The sequence below is a fragment of the Nocardia sp. NPDC023733 genome, from assembly GCF_040639775.1.
In the GTDB taxonomy this organism is placed as follows: domain Bacteria; phylum Actinomycetota; class Actinomycetes; order Mycobacteriales; family Mycobacteriaceae; genus Nocardia; species Nocardia rosealba.
In genome coordinates this window covers 87,936-104,001 of the sequence record NZ_JBFAAN010000009.1, presented here as the reverse complement: position 1 = coordinate 104,001, position 16,066 = coordinate 87,936, and the positions used below count along the sequence as shown (strand labels likewise).

Sequence of the window (16,066 nt, the reverse complement as noted above, 5' to 3'; positions counted from 1 at the left end):
TGCTCCGGACGGATTGTGGTCGGTTGCGGACATTGGAACTTTCGGTACGCTGCGAGATCACCGCGACGAGGCGACGAGGGACCGAACAAGTATCGCACGGACCGCCGACATTGCCGCTGATCAAACTCAGCACGGGCGACTCCGTCATCGGATACTGTACGCATCAACCCCGGCGCACAGCGTTCCTCGTGAGAGGTTCCTCGAAAGACACTCGCGTGCCTCAGCGTACGCGAGGGTGTTCCAGCCGGGCAAACCACCCCCCGTTCCCGCCGATACCCTTGGCGCCGTGTCCGATGACGAACGCCATGCGCAGGCAAACGCGCTGCTGGGAACCGCGGCGACCACCCGAACCAGGATCGGCTCGGCCGACAGCGAACGCGCCAGCAGGCGCTGGTGGGACGCCGACGCCGACCAGTACCACCAGACCCACGCCGATTTCCTCGGTGTCGACTCCCCCGGCGGCGAGTTCGTGTGGTGCCCGGAGGGGCTGCACGAGGGCGACATGCATTTTCTGGGCGACGTGACGGGCAAGCGGGTGCTCGAGATCGGGTGCGGTTCGGCGCCGTGTTCGCGCTGGCTGGCGGGGCAGGGCGCGCATCCGGTCGGGCTCGATGTGTCGATGGGGATGCTCGCGCGCGGCGTGGCGGCGATGGAGCAGGGTGGACCGCGGGTGCCGCTGGTCCAGGCGGGCGCGGAGGCGCTTCCGTTTGCGGACGCCACCTTCGATCTGGCCTGTTCCGCGTTCGGCGGGGTGCCGTTCGTCGCCGATTCGGCGCGGGTGATGCGCGAAGTGGCGCGGGTGCTCGTGCCGGGTGGCCGGTGGGTGTTCTCGGTGAATCACCCGATGCGCTGGATCTTTCCCGACGATCCGGGCGAGGCCGGCCTGGTGGCCCGTATTCCGTATTTCGACCGCACGCCCTATGTAGAGGTCGACGCTGACGGTGTGCCGACCTACGTCGAGCACCATCGCACGATCGGTGACCGGGTGCGCGAGATCGTCGGCGCGGGGCTGACCCTGCTCGACATCGTGGAACCGGACTGGCCGGAATGGCTCGACCGCGAATGGGGCCAGTGGTCGCCGTTGCGCGGGGAGATCTTCCCCGGCACCGCCATCTTCGTCACCGAGAAGCCCGGCGGCACCGGACGGCCCGGCGCCTAGAACTCGGGAAGCGCCGCGAACGACGGGGCGACCTGGACGTTCGGCACCGTTTCGGCGACCCAGCGACGCGCCCTGGTGAGCGCGTGATGCGGGAATTCGGCGTCGAAGCGGACGTCGTCGGACAGCAGGTACGGCAGTTTCCCGCGCAGACCCGGCGCGTAGGGGTGGGGCGGGCACATCTCGTCGCGGCGGAATCGGCGGCCGATCGTCCGTTCCCGCTCCCCCGGCGGCCCCGTCTCCGGGCAGATGATCTGGAACACCGCCGAGCAGCGGTCCTTGGGCACCACGATGGACGCCGCGAAGACGAGCTCACCGTGTGGACCCGGCATTCGCGTCTTCTCGACGCGCAGCAACGCGGGCAACTGGTCGACCCACACCACGAATGCCTCGATCAGGCAGCCGGTGCGCGCGTGGTGTTCGGCCAGCCGCCTGCGCAGCCGCTTCGGGTCGTCGAGCCGCGCGGGCAGATCGGGTGCGCCGTTGACGTAGTTCAGCGCGACGACATCACGAGTGGCCGGATTCCCCCAGGTCGTGTCGTCCAACTGTTGCATTCCAGGAATGTCGAACGAGATGGGCACCGGATCAATTTACCGGCGTGGTCGAGTTCGGTTGTCGCCGTGCACGGCTCGGCGCGTCCTTCCAGACGAAACCCGGTGTTCGCCCAGGTCGGCCGGTCGGGTGCCGTGACAGATCACCACGGTGAGCCACCGAGGGCCTCGATCCGAGCGACTCAGTCGCGCTTGGGTTTTCGGCCGACCTGCTCGAGGGCTAGGCGCAGGGCGTATTCGATCTGGGAGTTGATGCTGCGCAGGTCGTCGGCCGCCCACTTGGCGATGGCCTCGTGGACGGCCGGGTCGAGCCGCAGCAGAACCTTTTTGGGTTCCCTCTTCGGCGCGGGCACAGTCGACCTCAGTAGAGGGATCCGGCGTTGACGACCGGTTGCGTCGCGCGGTCGCCGCAGAGGACGACGAGGAGGTTGGAGACCATGTTGGCCTTGCGTTCCTCGTCGAGTTCGACGGTGCCCTGCTCGGCGAGGCGGTCGAGCGCCAGGGCGACCATCCCGACAGCGCCCTCGACGATCTGGGTGCGGGCGGCGACCACCTGCGCGGCCTGCTGACGGACCAGCATCGCCTGCGCGATCTCGGGTGCGTAGGCCAGGTGGGTGATGCGGGCCTCGATCACCTCGATACCGGCGGTAAGGGTGCGTTCGCGCAGCTCGACGGTGAGTTCCTCGGCCACCTCGGCGCCGTCGCGCAGACTGGTGCGGGTGTCGTCGTGAGCGTCGTAGGGGTGCGTGGTCGCCAGGTGACGGACCGCGGCCTCGGACTGGGTCTCGACGTACTCCTCGTAGTCGTCGACCGCGAAGGCGGCCTTGAAGCTGTCGACCACCTTGTAGACCACGACGGCCGCGATCTCGACGGGATTGCCGTCGGCGTCGTTGACCTTCAGTTTCTGGGTCTCGAAGTTGCGCACTCGCAGCGAGATGGACTTGCGGTCGCTGAGCGGGACCACCGAGAAGAAGCCCGGTTCGCTGACCGAGCCGATGTAGCGACCGAAGAAGGTGACGACCTTGGCCTCGTTGGGGTCGACCACGATCAGCCCGGTGGCCAGCGCCGCGACGACCACCACGCCGAGAACACCGACCACCGCGCCTGCCCAGGCGAGCGCGCCGCCGTCGTGCTGGGACACCGAGATCAGCGACAGCACCGCGAGGGCGCCGAACAGCAGGGTGGACACCAACCACCCGAGTAGGACGGCAAATCCGTTGAAGCGAAAGGCGGGCCGCAGTTCCATGACATCCTCCGATATCTGAGTGATATCATTACAATAGCAGATACAGACTGCGGCGACAACGCCGGTTACGCGCGGGAGATGGTGCGATTGGCGCGGAACATGCCGTACGGGTCGTACTTCGTCTTCAAGGCCCGCAGCCGGTCGAAATCGGCAGGTGGATAGCCCGCCGCGGTCTGCTCGGGGCCTGCCGCGGCGCCCGCTCCGTAAAGGAAGTTGAGGTTGTGGCCGATCGTCCACGGCGCCAGCGCTTTTCGCACCGTGTCCAGCGCGTCGGGAGCGGCGTCGCCGGCGCCCGCGTCGGTGATGACCCGCACGATGTACTCGGCGTCACGGTGACCGATCGACGCGGTCCCCCGGCGCAGCGCCCCACCCAGATGACGGATGTCGACCACGGCGTCGACCGGTCCGCCGGGTGCGGTCTGCGCCCGCAGCGCGGCCAGCGCCTCGGGGGTGAGGTCGGCGAGCAGCGCGTTGGTCGCGGCGTAGGCGTGCGGGAAGTCGGGATCGCTGTGCACCGTGTGGGATTCGGTGTAGGGCATGGTGCGCAGGTCGTCGCGCAGACGGTCACCGATCGCGCGCAACGGTGCGACCAGGCGCTCGGCCTCCTCGGCGGGCAACGTGCTCGCCACCCGGATGGAGGCTACATGCCTGCCGCGCAACGGCGGCGGGACCGGCGGGATGTCGGGGAAGGTCAGCACGGCGACGGTTGAGGTGATTTCCTCGGGCACGGTCGCACTCCACTGCCGCCAGGTGTCGAGCACCGTGTCGACGAGCGGGGTGTCGAAAAGCAGCTGGCCGCCATAGATTTCGGTGACGGGCACGAGGTCGAGTTCGAGGGCGGTCACCACACCGAAGTTGCCGCCGGTGCCGAGGACCGCCGTGAACAGTTCGTCGGTGGGGCCGAGGGTACGGACGCGACCGTCCGCCGTGACGAGTTCTATCGCGCGCACATGGTCTGCGGCGTAACCGAATTCGCGGCCGAGCAGGCCGAGGCCGCCGCCGAGCACGTAGCCGACCACACCCACCGACGGTGAGGAACCGTTCAGCGGGGCCAGCCCGTGCGCGGCGGCCGCCTCGACCAGTGCGCCGGCCCGCACACCGGCGCCGACCCTCGCGGTTCGTTTGTCCGGGTCGACGGTGATCGCGTTCATCCGGCCGGTGGTGACGAGCACACCGCCGTCGACGGCGACCGACAGACCGTGCCCGGTGGCCTGCACCGCGAGGGGAAGACGGTGTCGTGCCGCGTATTCCACGGCGGCGCGCACGTCCTCGGCGTGGACGGCACCGGCGACGAGTGCGGGCCGGTGAGTGTAGGCGGTCTGGAACCCGGCGATCTCCTGCTGGTACCCGGCGTCGTCCGGGGTGAACACGGGCCCGGTGAAAGTGGCGGTTTCAGTCATGACTCCACTGTGCTCACCTCGGTGCAATAAGCCCAACAGATAGTTTTTCTGGATCCTATAATCTCTGATTATGGAACTGCGGCAGCTGCGCTACTTCGTGACGGTCGTCGACGAGGGCGGCTTCACGCGAGCGGCCCAGCGCCTGCACCTGAGTCAGCCGGGGCTGAGCGCCCAGCTCAAACAGCTCGAACGCGAACTCGGCCAGCGGCTCCTGGATCGCGGCGCCCGAACCGTCACCCCGACCGAGGTCGGCCGGGCGGTTCTCGACCATGCCCGCGCCGCCCTGGCCGCCGTCGATCGCATCGACCAGACCGTCCAGGAGTTCAGCGGATTACTGCGCGGCCGGGTGCGGTTGGGTGCCATCTCCGGTGCGGCGGCCGACGAGTTCGACATCGCGGGTGTGCTGGCCGGCTTCCACCACGACCATCCCGGTGTCGCGATCAGCCTGACCGAGGACACGTCCGAACGCATGCTCGCCGCACTCGACCGCGACGACCTCGACCTCGCCCTGGTCGGCCTCACCGGCGCCGAACTCGGACCCGGCATCGCCACCGACGTGGTGCTCGAGACGCCGCTCGTCGCCGCGGTCGCCGCCGAGGCCGACGAACCCGCCGACACCATCACCCTGCGGGCGCTCACCGGGCGACGCCTCATCTGTCTGCCCCGCGGCACCGGCCTGCGCGGAATCTTCGAACGTTCCTGTGCTGCCGCGGGTTTCGTTCCGGAGATCGCCTTCGAGGCCGCCGCTCCCCCGCTGCTGCTCGAGCTCGCCGCACGCGGCCTCGGCACGGCGGTGGTGCCCGCGCTCGGCGCCGAGGAAGCCGCGGGATTCGGGGTTCGGGTGCTATCGATCGTCGAGCCGGCGATCCGCGGCAGGCTGGCGCTGGCCTGGCGAGCCGATCGGCCACTCACCCCGGCGGCCAAGGTGCTGCTCGGTCAGCTGCGGATCGCGCTGCGCACCGGCACCTGATGCCGCCCGCGCCGCCGTCGTCACGGCGGCGTTAGGCTCGCACCACACTGATGAAGGAGAGCTCGACCACGACAGGAAGGGCGCGACATGGGGCAGTCGACAACCGCGGGGAAGTTGCGGGAGCTGCGGCAGAATCTGGTGGCGGCACAGGAGCCGGCGGGGGAAGCCGGCGTCGCCAAGCGGGCGGCCAAGGGGATACCGAGTCCGCGTGAACGGATCGACATGCTGTTGGACAAGGGCAGTTTCGTCGAAATCGGCGCCCTCGTGCGGCAGCCGGGCGACGGCCTCTACAGCGACGGCGTGGTCACGGGGCACGGAACCGTCGACGGGCGCCCCGTGGTGGTGATCGCCCACGACCAGACCGTGTACGGCGGGTCGGTCGGTGAGATGTTCGGCCGCAAGGTGGCCATGGCCATGGACCGCGCGGCCGACGTGCAGTGCCCGTTCATCGCGATCAACGACTCCGGCGGCGCCCGTGTGCAGGACGCGGTGACCTCGCTGGCCTGGTACGCGGCCATGAGCCGCCGCCAGCTCCGGCTGTCGGGCCTGGTGCCGCAGGTGTCGATCATGCTCGGCAAATGTGCTGCGGGAGCGGTGTATTCGCCGATCAACACCGATGTGCTGATCGCCACCGAGTCGGCGTACATGTTCGTCACCGGTCCCGAGATCATCCGGGAGACCACCGGCGAGGTGGTCACCCTCGAGGAGCTCGGCGGCGCGTTCAACCAGGCGCTGAACGGCAACATCCATCACGTCGCGGCCGACGAGCAGGCCGCCTTCGACTGGGCGCGAGCGTATTTGAGCTACATGCCGTCGAGCTGTTTCGACGAGGCGCCGGTGGTGAATCCCGGCCTAGAACCCGGGATCACCGAGTCCGATCACGAACTCGACTCGCTGATCCCGGATTCCGATCGCGCCGGTTACGACATGTACGACGTGCTGTTACGCATCTTCGACGACGGCGATTTCCACGAGATCGGTGGCAATGCCGCCCGCAATCTCATCACCGGTTTCGCGCGCGTCGACGGCCGAAGCGTCGGCGTGATCGCCAACCAGCCGCTCGTGTCCAGCGGCGCGATCGATGCCCGCTGCTCGGACAAAGCGGCCCACTTCATCCGCCTCTGCGACGCGTTCGGGTTGCCGCTGGTGTTCGTCGTCGACACACCTGGCGTGCTGCCGGGGGTCGAGGAGGAGAAGATCGGCGTCATCAAGCGCGGCGGGCGGTTCTTCTACGCGGTGGTCGAGGCGACCGTGCCGATCGTCACCGTCGTCGTGCGCAAGGCCTACGGCGGTGGTTACGCGGTGATGGGCTGCAAGCAGCTCGGCGGCGATGTGAACCTGGCGTGGCCGACCGGGCGTATCGCGGTGATGGGCGCGGAGGCGGCGGTCGGGTTGACGCAGCGGAAGCAGCTGGCCGCAGTTCCCGAGGAACAGCGCCGCCAGGTGCGTCAGCAGATGATCGACTTCTACAACACCACCGTGGCCACCCCGTGGATCGCCGCCGAACGCGGCTACATCGACGCGGTGATCGAACCGTCGCGGACCCGCCTGGAAATCCGCAGGGCCCTGCGCCTGCTCGCCGACAAGCGCGAGATCCGAGGGCCACGCAAACACCTGCTCATGCCGTTGTGACACCGTGCTCGGCCCGGCGCCCACGCCGGGCCAGCCCGCACGCCGCCACATAGCCGCGGACCAGGGGGCGGGTGTCGTCGCGCCGCCAGGCCAGGGCCAGTTCGCAGGGGCTGATCCCGGTGACCGGTCGGCACACCACGCCGTCGCGGGTCACCATCGGTGCGTTTCCGGTGGCCAGCAGCACGACGCCGTCGCCGTTGACCAGGGCCTCGTAGGTTTCCTCGGTGCTCGAGACCTCGGCGCCGATGACGGGTTCACGCCCGTCACGGGCATCGAGGGCGAGCCAGTAGTCGCGCAGAATCCCGGCCGAATGCGGAAGTGCCAGAAAGGGTTCCGCGAGGAGATCCGCGAAGGCGATCTGCTCGCGGGTGGCGAGCCGGTGTGTGCTCGGCAAGGCGACCAGCCGCGGTTCCGTCGCGACCACGTGCCAGTCGTAGCGGGCGCGGTCGAGCGGCAACCAGACGAAGGCGACATCACTTGATCCATCGGCTAGCCCTGCTGACGGATCTTCCCAACTGAACTGGCGCAGTATCGGTTTCGCGTGTGGAAACGCGGTGCCGAACCGGGAGCGGATGGCGGGCAGGATGCCGCGACCCGGGCTCGTACTGATCCCGATCGTCAGGACCGCCGCCTGCGTGGCCTTGGCGGCCGCGACCGCGGCTTCGCCGAGCTCCCACGCCGCGAGTACCTGGCGGGCGTGCGGCAGCAGCGCCGCACCCGCCGCCGTCAAGGTGACCGACCGCGGTCCACGCACGAACAATGCGGTGCCGATTTGCTTTTCGAGCTTGCGGATCTGTTTGCTCAGCGCGGGCTGGGACACATACAGCCGTTCGGCGGCGCCGGTGAAGGTGAGCTGCTCGGCGACCGCGACGAAGTAGCGCAGATCGCGCCCGTGCACATCCATAACCATTGGTTATCACAACGGGTCTTGGACGGCATCCGCGGACTCGAGCAGGATCGGGGACGAAACATCAACGGGTAGAGGAGTTCTGATGAGTGTTCCGCAGATCTGGTTGGTCACCGGGGCGAGCAGTGGTTTCGGCCGGGCCATCGCGCAGGCGGCGATCGAGGCGGGCGACATCGTCATCGCCGTCGCCCGGCGCACCGCTGCCCTCGACGATCTGGTCGCCGCGCATCCCGATCAGCTCGAGACCGTCGCCCTCGATGTTACCGACACCGACCGTATCGACACGGTGATCGCCGATGTCGTGGCCCGCCACGGGCGCATCGATGTGCTGGTCAACAATGCGGGCCGCACCCATGTGGGTGCGGTGGAAGAGACCACCGATGCCGAACTGCGCGGCCTGTTCGACCTGCATCTGTTCGGTCCCGCGGCATTGACCAGGGCGGTACTGCCGCACATGCGCTCCCAGCGCAGCGGTGCGATCGTGCAGATGAGCAGTGTCGGTGGGCAACTGTCCTTCGCCGGGTTCTCCGCCTACAGCGCGACGAAATTCGCACTGGAGGGCCTGTCGGAAGCGCTGGCCGAGGAAGTGGCGCCTTTCGGGATCAAGGTGCTGATCGTGGAGCCCGGCGCCTTCCGCACGGGCCTGTTCGGGCCGGGCGCGGCCGCCTTCAGCGCCGAGTCCGAGGTGTACGCCGACACCGCGGGCGCCACCCGCCGGATGGTCGAGGGCGGCGACGGCGCCCAGCCGGGCGACCCCGCCAAGGCCGCCGCCGCCATCCGCACCGCCCTCGCCGCCGAGCACACCCCGCTGCGACTGCCGTTGGGGTCCGACTCGGTCGACGCGGTGCTGGGCCACCTCGACGCCGTCCGTGACGACGTGCTGACCTGGGAGAAAGTCTCGCGCGACACCACCTTCGACGAGAACTGAAAGACGATGCGCACCAGACTGTTCCGCACTCTCGCTCCGCTGTTCCTGGTCACCGCCGCGCTGCTCGGATCGGCCTGCGGTGACAACACCTCGGCCGCTCCGGTACCGCCGACGACCGCCCAGCAGGTGCCCCAGGACGCGGGGCACGCACGGCTGAACCAACTGGTCGGCCAGTGGACGGCCGAGAAGTCCACGTTCGTCGCGGGCGGCACGCCGGAGAACCCGATCGTCACCCGCGACGCGGTCTCACGGTGGAGCTGGGTCGCCGAGACCGGCGGCAACTTCCTGCGCGAGGAGGTCACCGGTACCTTCGGCGACCGCCCCTACTACCGGCTCGGTCTGCTCGGCTACTCCCCTGTCGACGACCGCTACGAATGGTCGACCTTCGACAGCGTCACCCCGCTGACCATGGCCTACCGTGGCGCCAAGGGCAGCGCCAACGCACCGGAGCTGTCGATGACCGGGGAGTTCACCGACCCCGGCATCACCGGACCGGCCAATGTCGGCAAGTCCGTCCCGATGCGCACGGTGATCAGGCCGGAGTCGTCGGATCGGACGGTCATGGAGCTCTACTTCACCCCGCCCGGCGAACCGGAGCGGCTGGCCGACCGCGTCGTACTGACCAGGCTCAGCTGACCTCGCCGACAGCGTTCACACGATGGCCGGATCCGCCTGCGGTGCGGGCGGATTCGGCGCCCGGCTCCCCACTGTCCGCAACACGAGATAGATCGGGAACGCGATGGGCGACAACAGGATCGTGCCGACCAGCAGGGGTCCCATGAGCAGCGGGTGGATGGCGCGGTCACGGCTGTCGAGGTAGATCCAGCGGCCGAGGAACAGGTCCCAGGCGAGGATCTGGGCCCACAGCGCGGTCAGGACCGCGGGTTCGGCGGCGGCGTCGGTGATGGCGGCCAGCGACGGCGAGGTCACCAGCGACCAGAGGGTCCCCAGGACCGGGATCGCCACGATCGCCCAGATCACCAGGGACGGCGCGACGATCCACGGCGAGGCGATGACCGGGCGGGTGCGTCGCCAGGTCGGCGCGAAGATCATCAGTGCCCAGAACGGCACCGTGACATAGAACGACAGGTCGAACAGCGTGCTCATGCGGTGACCACCTTCCGGTTCCCGATCGCGCTCGCGAACGAAACCAATACTCCGACGACAACTCCCACGGCGATCACCGCGGCGACGACAAGGGTTGTCCGGTCCGGGTGGACGAGCGGCTGCCCACGCAGCGCCTGCCAGGTCACCAGGGCCAGCACCGCGGCGTAACCACCCGAGGCGGTGAGGATCAGGCCGAGCCGCACGCGGGCGTGCCGCAGCAGCGGAATCCGTGGCGCGAGGACCACGAGCCCGGCGGCGAGCAGCGGCAGAATCTGCAACGCGTGCATGCCGACGAAGTGCGGAATGCGCAGGTCACCGTTGGTGGTGCTCCAGCCGGTGATCGGCATACCCGGTGTGCCGTCGGGCGCACCGACGGTGTGCGCGCCCGCGATGCCCTCCACCCCCGTTTTCTGCATGGGCATCAGCTGTCCGAGCGCCAGACCGACGAGGGTGATCGCGAGCCCGAGCCGGATCGACCAGGTGACGGCGGCATCGCCGATACGGGCGCGCCACAGACCGACCGCGACGGCAATCGTCGCGAGGAACAGCACGACGATGGTGACGGCCATCGTCACCCAGAGCACCGTGTCGAACACTGTCGTCGTGTTGAAGTGACTGCGGGTGCCGCGCACCACCTGCCCGACGATGATCACCTGCTCGATGGTTCCGGCGATCACGATCACGGTGGCCATCCACCACAGGAATCGGGATGGCTTGGGCCGCAACGAGATCAGCCAGGCCAGCGCCACGCTGTAGAGCACGAACGACAGTGCGAACTTGGACGGCTTGAACCAGGCGGTCGATCCGGCGATCACCCGGTCGTCGACCAGCATCCCGACGACGGTCACCACCGCCAGGACCACGTTGACGGCGGCGAAGTACAGCAGCGGCCGATGCAGTGGGGCGTGGCGGCGAGGCAAGGACTCTGTGATGGGGACGGACATGCGAATCTCCCGACGTTCTAGATAGCTACACTATCCGTTATGGATAGTTAGACTATCCACGAATGGGGCGCTAAGCAAGAGGGGGCGAACGAAGGAGGCGACGGTGCGGATCTCTGAGTTGAGCGAACGCAGCGGCATCGCGGTGGCGACGATCAAGTACTACCTGCGTGAAGGGCTGCTGCCGCCCGGCGAACGCACCGGCCCCAACCAGGCCAGTTACGGAGACGAGCATCTGCGCAGGTTGCGCCTGGTGCGCGCGCTGATCGAGGTCGGCGGGCTACCGGTGGCCACGGTCGGTGACGTACTGCGGGCCGTCGACACCCCCGACCTGCCGATGTTCAGCCTGCTGGGCGTGGTGCAGGGCAGCCTCATCTCCCCCGCCCCCGCCGCCTCCGACGCCGAGTGGGAGCGCGCCTACGAGACCGTGCGCAGGGAAATGGATCGGCGGGGATGGTCGATGAAACCGGCCCAGCCGCTGATCGAGGCCCTCAGCGCCGTCCTCGTGCGCGCCACCCAGCTCGGTTACCCCGAGTGGGGCGAGACCGCGCTGCCCGCCTACTTCGACGGCGCGCGCATCGTCGCCGAAACCGATGTCGCCACGGCACTTTCGGCAGGTGAGCGCGACGCGGTCGTCGACGCGGTCGTCGTCCTGACCGTCCTGGGCGACACCGCCCTCGCCGCCATCCGCCGCATCGCCCAGGCCCAGGTGTCCCTCGAACGACTGGAGTCCTGACGACGAACGGCCCCGCGGATCACCGCGGGGCCGTTCGGGTCGATCTCTCAGAGCAGACGTGAGAGGAAGGATTTAGTCCGTTCGTGCTGAGGATTGGACAGCAGCTCACGCGGCGGTCCCGACTCCACCACCACACCGCCGTCCATGAACACCAGCTCGTCGGCGACTTCGCGGGCGAAGCCCATCTCGTGGGTCACCACCAGCATCGTCATACCCGAATCGGCCAGCTCACGCATGACCGTGAGCACCTCACCGACCAGTTCGGGGTCCAGCGCCGAGGTCGGCTCGTCGAACAGCATCAGTTTGGGATCCATGGCCAGCGCACGCGCGATCGCCACCCGCTGCTGCTGACCGCCCGAGAGCTGCGCGGGGTAGGCATTGCGCTTGGCCGACAGACCGACCCGCTCGAGCAGTTCTTCGGCCCGGGCGATCGCCTCGGACTTGCGGATACCACGCACCTGGGTGGGCGCCTCGATGACGTTCTCGAGGGCCGTGCGATGCGGGAACAGGTTGAAGTGCTGGAACACCATGCCGATATCGCGGCGCTGGACCGCGGCATCGCGCGGATGCATCTCGTAGAGCTTGCCGTTCTTCTCCCGGTACCCCACGAGTTCGCCGTCGACGTAGAGCCTGCCGGCGTTCACCTGCTCGAGGTGGTTGATGCAACGCAGGAAGGTCGACTTACCCGAGCCCGACGGGCCGACCAGGGTGAGCACCTTGCCCCGGTGCACCTCGAGCGAGATGCCCTTGAGCACCTGCAGCGCACCGAAGTTCTTGCACACCCGATCGGCGAGCACCATGGGAGGTGCGGTCACTGCTTCGCTCATTTCGCCTTCACCGCCGCCTGCGCCGTGGCCAGTTCCTCGAGCTGCTTGGCCGTCAGCTGCCGGGTGGCACCGCGCGAGTAATACCGTTCCAAGTAGTACTGCCCGACCATCAGCACGCTGGTGATCGCCAGGTACCAGGTGGCACAGACGAGCAGCAGCGGGATCGGCTGGAAGTTCACGCCGTAGATGTCGCGGGCACGGCCGAACAGATCGGTACTCAAGGGGATCGCGGTCACCAGCGAGGTGGTCTTGAGCATGCCGATCAGCTCGTTGCCAGTGGGCGGGATGATCACCCGCATCGCCTGCGGCAGCACCGTGCGGCGCATGGTCTGCGTCCATGACATGCCGAGGGCGATGGACGCCTCCCGCTGACCCTCGCCGACGGAGTTGATGCCCGCGCGCACGATCTCGGCCATGTACGCGGCTTCGTTGAGGCCGAGACCGATCACCGCGAACAGGAACGCGGCCTGCAGGTTCTGCACGTCGATATGGAAGAACTGCGGACCGAACGGCACACCGAGGTCGATCTGCTTGTACAGCGACGGGACCAAGCCCCAGAACACCAACTGCACGAACACCGGGGTGCCGCGGAAGATCCACAGGTACACCCACGCGGTGGTGCGCAGCACCGGGTTCGGCGACAGGCGCATCACCGCGAGGATTGTGCCGAGACCCACCGCGATCGCCATCGCGAGCACGGTGAGTTCCAGGGTGACGATCGCGCCCTGGGTGATCCGGCTGTCGAACAGGTACCTGCCGTAGGTGTCCCACTTGTAAGCGGGGTTGGTGGCAGCGCCGTAGACGAACAATCCGACCAGGATCAGGATGATTGCCGCCGCGATCCAGCGGCCCGGCCTGCGCAGCGGGACCGCTTTGATCGGTTCGGGTTCGGTGCCCGGTCGGGGCACCTCCACCGTGTCTTTCTCGTCGGTCACGTCAGCTCACTGCGCCGTTGATAACCGAGGTCTTGATCTGACCGGATTCGACACCCCAGTTCGTGGTGATCTCGCCGTACTTGCCGTTGTCGATCAGGTGCTGCAGCGCCTTCTGCAGCGACACCGCGAGCGGCGAACCCTTCTGCACGGCCCAGCCGTAGGGCGCCGAGTCGAACAGCGGGCCCGAGGACTCGATCTTGCCTTCGCTCTGCTTGATCGCGTACGCCGTCACCGGCGAATCGGCCGACATCGCGTCGACCTGACCGAGGACGAGCGCGTTGGTCGCCGCGCTCTGCTCGTCGAACGGCTTCATATCGATCGGCGGCTTGCCTTCGGCGACGCACTTCGCGCTCTTGGCGGGAATCTCTTCGGTGTGCTCGACCGTGGTGGCCTGAACGGCGACGCGCTTACCGCACGCGTTGTTCGGGTCGATGGTCTTGCCGGTCTGCTGGGCCCACTGGATACCGGCGTTGAAGTAGGTCGTGAAATCGACCTGCTGCTCGCGTTCGCGCGAATCGGTGATGGAGGACATACCCACGTCGTAGGTGCCTGCCTGGATCGCGGGAATGATCTTCTCGAAGGCGGACTCCTGATAGTCGACCGTCACCCCGAGGGTGGCGGCGACCGCGTCGAGCAGGTCCACGTCGAAGCCGACGATCTTGCCGCTGGCGTCCTTGTACTCGTTCGGCTGGTACGGCACGTTCACGCCGACGACGATCTTGCCTGCTTGCTTCACCTTGTCGGGCAGCGTCGCGGCGATCGCATCGACCTTCTCGGCCGAGACCTTGGTGACCTCGGTGGTATCGCCCTCGGTGTTTTCCGCGCAGCCGGTCAACACCATCGCGCCCACGGCGGCGGTACAGAGCAACCGCACGGCACCGCGGCCGAGCACAGTTCGAACAGACAAAGGAGCCTCCACATTTCACGTCGACGCCGGCCACGTGTCAGCGCCTGTTTGGCAATGTATGCGAACCGGACACAGCGTGGTGCGACAGTAACCGAAGATTAATCAGCGAATGTGAAAGGGGTGGGTTCACCTCCGGTGCACGCGGGCGGCGACCTGTTCGGTGAATTCGCTGGTCGAGGCGAGACTGCCGAGATCCGCGGTGGCGACTCCGGCGGCGAGCGTGGCCGCGACCGCACCGGAGATCCGGTCCGCCGCCGCATTCAGCGCACGATTTCCGTCGCGAACTCCCAACCAGCGCAACAACATTGCCGCCGACAGTTGCAAGGCCACCGGATTCGCCCGATTGTGCCCGGCCAGACCGGGTGCGGCACCGTGCACCGCCTGCGCCATCGCCTTGGTATCGGAGCAGTTGAGCGAGGGCGCCATGCCGAGCGACCCGCTCAGCTCGCCCGCCAGGTCCGAGAGGATGTCACCGAAGAGGTTCTCGGTGACGATCACGTCGAACTCGCCGGGCGCGCGCACGAGGTGCGCGGCCATCGCGTCGACGTGCGCGTCGTCGACCCGCACGTCCGGATACTGCTCGGCAATCTCGTAGCACACGTCACGGAAGAGGCCGGTGGTCATCGGGAGCACGTTCGCCTTGTGCACCACCGTGACCCGCTTGCGCCGTCCCCGCGCCAGCCGCAGCGCCTGATGGGCGATCCGTTCGCACGCCTGCCGGGTGACCACGGCCACCGCCATGGCCACGCCCTCGGTCGGCTTGAACTCCCCCGACCCGGCGAACATATTGCGATCGGCATAGAAGCCCTCGCTGTTCTCCCGCACGATCACCAGGTCGATATCGGCTGCCGTGGCACGCACTCCCGGGAAGGCCACGGCGGGACGGATATTCGCGTACAGACCGAGGCGCTTGCGGATGGCACCGCCGGGCGCCACCCGCATGTCGGCCGGGTAGGAGGCGTTGTCGTGCGGGCCGAGGATCCAGGCGTCGAGCTCGTCGAGTGCCGTGAGGGTCTGCTCGGGCAGCGGATGACCGAATTCGGTGATGGCGTCGTGGCCGATGCGCAGCGGCACCCAGTCCACCGGGTCGAGCCCGGCCGCGCCGACCGCCTCGTCGACCACCACGCGGGTGGCGGCCACCACCTCGGGTCCGATGCCGTCACCGTCGATCACTCCGAGCCGCACGCTCGCCTTCGTCGTGTTCACGCGCTCCATCCTCGCCCCTGCCGCCACGCCACCGGCACGCGGACATACCGGAGCGACTAGTTTCTGCAGATCATGGTGCAGTCGGTGGAGCTCCTCCTGGACGACGCGGGCGAGGCCGAGGTCCGCAGGCAGTGGGCCGAGCTGGCCCGTCTCGGGCTTGCCGCCCCGCGCGGGGAAACCCATCGACCACACATCACCGTCGCGGTGGCCCGCGAGATCTGGCCGAGGATCGACCGGGCGCTGGCGGGCCTGGAGTTCGCACCGTTGCCGGTCCGCCTGGGCGGACTGCTGATCTTCGGGGCACGCAGGCCGATTCTCGTGCGATCGGTGATCGTCACCGAGGAACTGCTCGACCTGCACCGCCGGGTCGACGAGCTGGTCGGCCCGTGCCCCGGTATGCCGGCGAACACGCGGCCGGGCGCGTGGACACCACACGTGACACTCGCCCGCCGCGTGAACCCGGAACAGCTCGGTGCGGCGGTGGACGCGGTGGCCACCGACCACGAATTTCCGGCCGTTGTGGTGGGCATTCGCCGTTGGGACGGAGACGCGCGGCAAGAGCATGTGGTAGTCGGTGGAAGATAGAGGGACGCCGAGGCGTTACAGCCGAGGACACC

At 68.2% G+C, this 16,066-nt stretch carries 18 protein-coding genes; 7 read left to right on the top strand and 11 right to left on the bottom strand.

From position 1 onward, the window contains the following. Positions 1-286 precede the first annotated feature (286 nt). Entirely contained in the window at positions 287-1,159 is an 873-nt protein-coding gene (locus AB0F86_RS26595) for a class I SAM-dependent methyltransferase (protein ID WP_356987442.1), read from the top strand. Here AB0F86_RS26595 and AB0F86_RS26590 read toward each other — a convergent pair. From AB0F86_RS26590 to AB0F86_RS26575, 4 genes are all read right to left on the bottom strand, one after another. Then, on the bottom strand, positions 1,156-1,710 hold the full coding sequence (locus AB0F86_RS26590) for a hypothetical protein (protein WP_181697690.1): 555 nt from the start codon (positions 1,708-1,710) through the stop codon (positions 1,156-1,158). The genes AB0F86_RS26595 and AB0F86_RS26590 overlap by 4 nt on opposite strands. Positions 1,711-1,889: 179 nt before the next feature. Next, positions 1,890-2,060: a hypothetical protein gene (locus AB0F86_RS26585; protein ID WP_166655833.1), complete on the bottom strand. Its 171-nt coding sequence runs from the start codon at positions 2,058-2,060 to the stop codon at positions 1,890-1,892. 8 nt (positions 2,061-2,068) lie between these two features. Continuing rightward, the gene (locus AB0F86_RS26580; RefSeq protein WP_356987444.1) at positions 2,069-2,953 is read right to left on the bottom strand and encodes an SPFH domain-containing protein; all 885 of its coding nucleotides are present in this window, start codon (positions 2,951-2,953) and stop codon (positions 2,069-2,071) included. A 65-nt stretch (positions 2,954-3,018) separates the two neighbouring features. Then, entirely contained in the window at positions 3,019-4,353 is a 1,335-nt protein-coding gene (locus AB0F86_RS26575; protein WP_356987445.1) for an FAD-binding oxidoreductase, read from the bottom strand. A 70-nt stretch (positions 4,354-4,423) separates the two neighbouring features. On the opposite strand from AB0F86_RS26575, the gene AB0F86_RS26570 reads away from it, so the two are divergent. Further along, positions 4,424-5,323: a LysR family transcriptional regulator gene (locus AB0F86_RS26570; RefSeq protein ID WP_181697687.1), complete on the top strand. Its 900-nt coding sequence runs from the start codon at positions 4,424-4,426 to the stop codon at positions 5,321-5,323. 87 nt (positions 5,324-5,410) lie between these two features. Then, positions 5,411-6,955, top strand: a complete 1,545-nt coding sequence (locus AB0F86_RS26565; protein ID WP_356987446.1) for an acyl-CoA carboxylase subunit beta — start codon at positions 5,411-5,413, stop codon at positions 6,953-6,955. On the opposite strand, the gene AB0F86_RS26560 is transcribed toward AB0F86_RS26565, so the two are convergent. Next, a complete protein-coding gene (locus tag AB0F86_RS26560) occupies positions 6,942-7,859 on the bottom strand; it encodes a LysR substrate-binding domain-containing protein (RefSeq protein ID WP_356987447.1) in 918 nt (305 codons plus the stop codon). The genes AB0F86_RS26565 and AB0F86_RS26560 overlap by 14 nt on opposite strands. A gap of 88 nt (positions 7,860-7,947) precedes the next feature. Here AB0F86_RS26560 and AB0F86_RS26555 point away from each other — a divergent pair, with 88 nt between their 5' ends. Next, positions 7,948-8,790 (top strand): oxidoreductase, encoded by an 843-nt coding sequence (locus AB0F86_RS26555; RefSeq protein WP_356987448.1) that lies wholly within the window; start codon positions 7,948-7,950, stop codon positions 8,788-8,790. A gap of 6 nt (positions 8,791-8,796) precedes the next feature. Then, positions 8,797-9,426, top strand: coding sequence for a DUF1579 family protein (locus AB0F86_RS26550; RefSeq protein ID WP_356987449.1), 630 nt, complete (start codon positions 8,797-8,799; stop codon positions 9,424-9,426). A gap of 15 nt (positions 9,427-9,441) precedes the next feature. Here the strand turns inward: AB0F86_RS26550 and AB0F86_RS26545 are convergent, their stop codons facing one another. Both AB0F86_RS26545 and AB0F86_RS26540 read right to left on the bottom strand, forming a co-directional pair. Continuing rightward, positions 9,442-9,897, bottom strand: a complete 456-nt coding sequence (locus tag AB0F86_RS26545; RefSeq protein ID WP_356987450.1) for an ABA4-like family protein — start codon at positions 9,895-9,897, stop codon at positions 9,442-9,444. Continuing rightward, positions 9,894-10,841, bottom strand: coding sequence for a hypothetical protein (locus AB0F86_RS26540; protein WP_356987451.1), 948 nt, complete (start codon positions 10,839-10,841; stop codon positions 9,894-9,896). The genes AB0F86_RS26545 and AB0F86_RS26540 overlap by 4 nt, the downstream gene beginning before the upstream one ends. A gap of 103 nt (positions 10,842-10,944) precedes the next feature. On the opposite strand from AB0F86_RS26540, the gene AB0F86_RS26535 reads away from it, so the two are divergent. Next, a complete protein-coding gene (locus tag AB0F86_RS26535; RefSeq protein ID WP_356987453.1) occupies positions 10,945-11,574 on the top strand; it encodes a MerR family transcriptional regulator in 630 nt (209 codons plus the stop codon). Positions 11,575-11,621: 47 nt separating this feature from the next. Here the strand turns inward: AB0F86_RS26535 and AB0F86_RS26530 are convergent, their stop codons facing one another. The 4 genes from AB0F86_RS26530 to AB0F86_RS26515 form a co-directional block, all read right to left on the bottom strand. Further along, positions 11,622-12,374 carry an amino acid ABC transporter ATP-binding protein gene (locus tag AB0F86_RS26530; protein WP_133734253.1) on the bottom strand — a complete coding sequence of 251 codons (753 nt, stop codon included), beginning with the start codon at positions 12,372-12,374 and terminating at the stop codon, positions 11,622-11,624. Positions 12,375-12,397: 23 nt separating this feature from the next. Beyond that, positions 12,398-13,336 (bottom strand): amino acid ABC transporter permease, encoded by a 939-nt coding sequence (locus tag AB0F86_RS26525; RefSeq protein WP_356987455.1) that lies wholly within the window; start codon positions 13,334-13,336, stop codon positions 12,398-12,400. 1 nt (position 13,337) lies between these two features. Beyond that, a complete protein-coding gene (locus AB0F86_RS26520; protein ID WP_225282573.1) occupies positions 13,338-14,177 on the bottom strand; it encodes an ABC transporter substrate-binding protein in 840 nt (279 codons plus the stop codon). Between the two features lie 192 nt (positions 14,178-14,369). Beyond that, positions 14,370-15,458: an isocitrate/isopropylmalate dehydrogenase family protein gene (locus AB0F86_RS26515; RefSeq protein WP_357171739.1), complete on the bottom strand. Its 1,089-nt coding sequence runs from the start codon at positions 15,456-15,458 to the stop codon at positions 14,370-14,372. A gap of 75 nt (positions 15,459-15,533) precedes the next feature. On the opposite strand from AB0F86_RS26515, the gene AB0F86_RS26510 reads away from it, so the two are divergent. Then, on the top strand, positions 15,534-16,034 hold the full coding sequence (locus AB0F86_RS26510; protein WP_356987458.1) for a 2'-5' RNA ligase family protein: 501 nt from the start codon (positions 15,534-15,536) through the stop codon (positions 16,032-16,034). Positions 16,035-16,066: the final 32 nt, after the last annotated feature.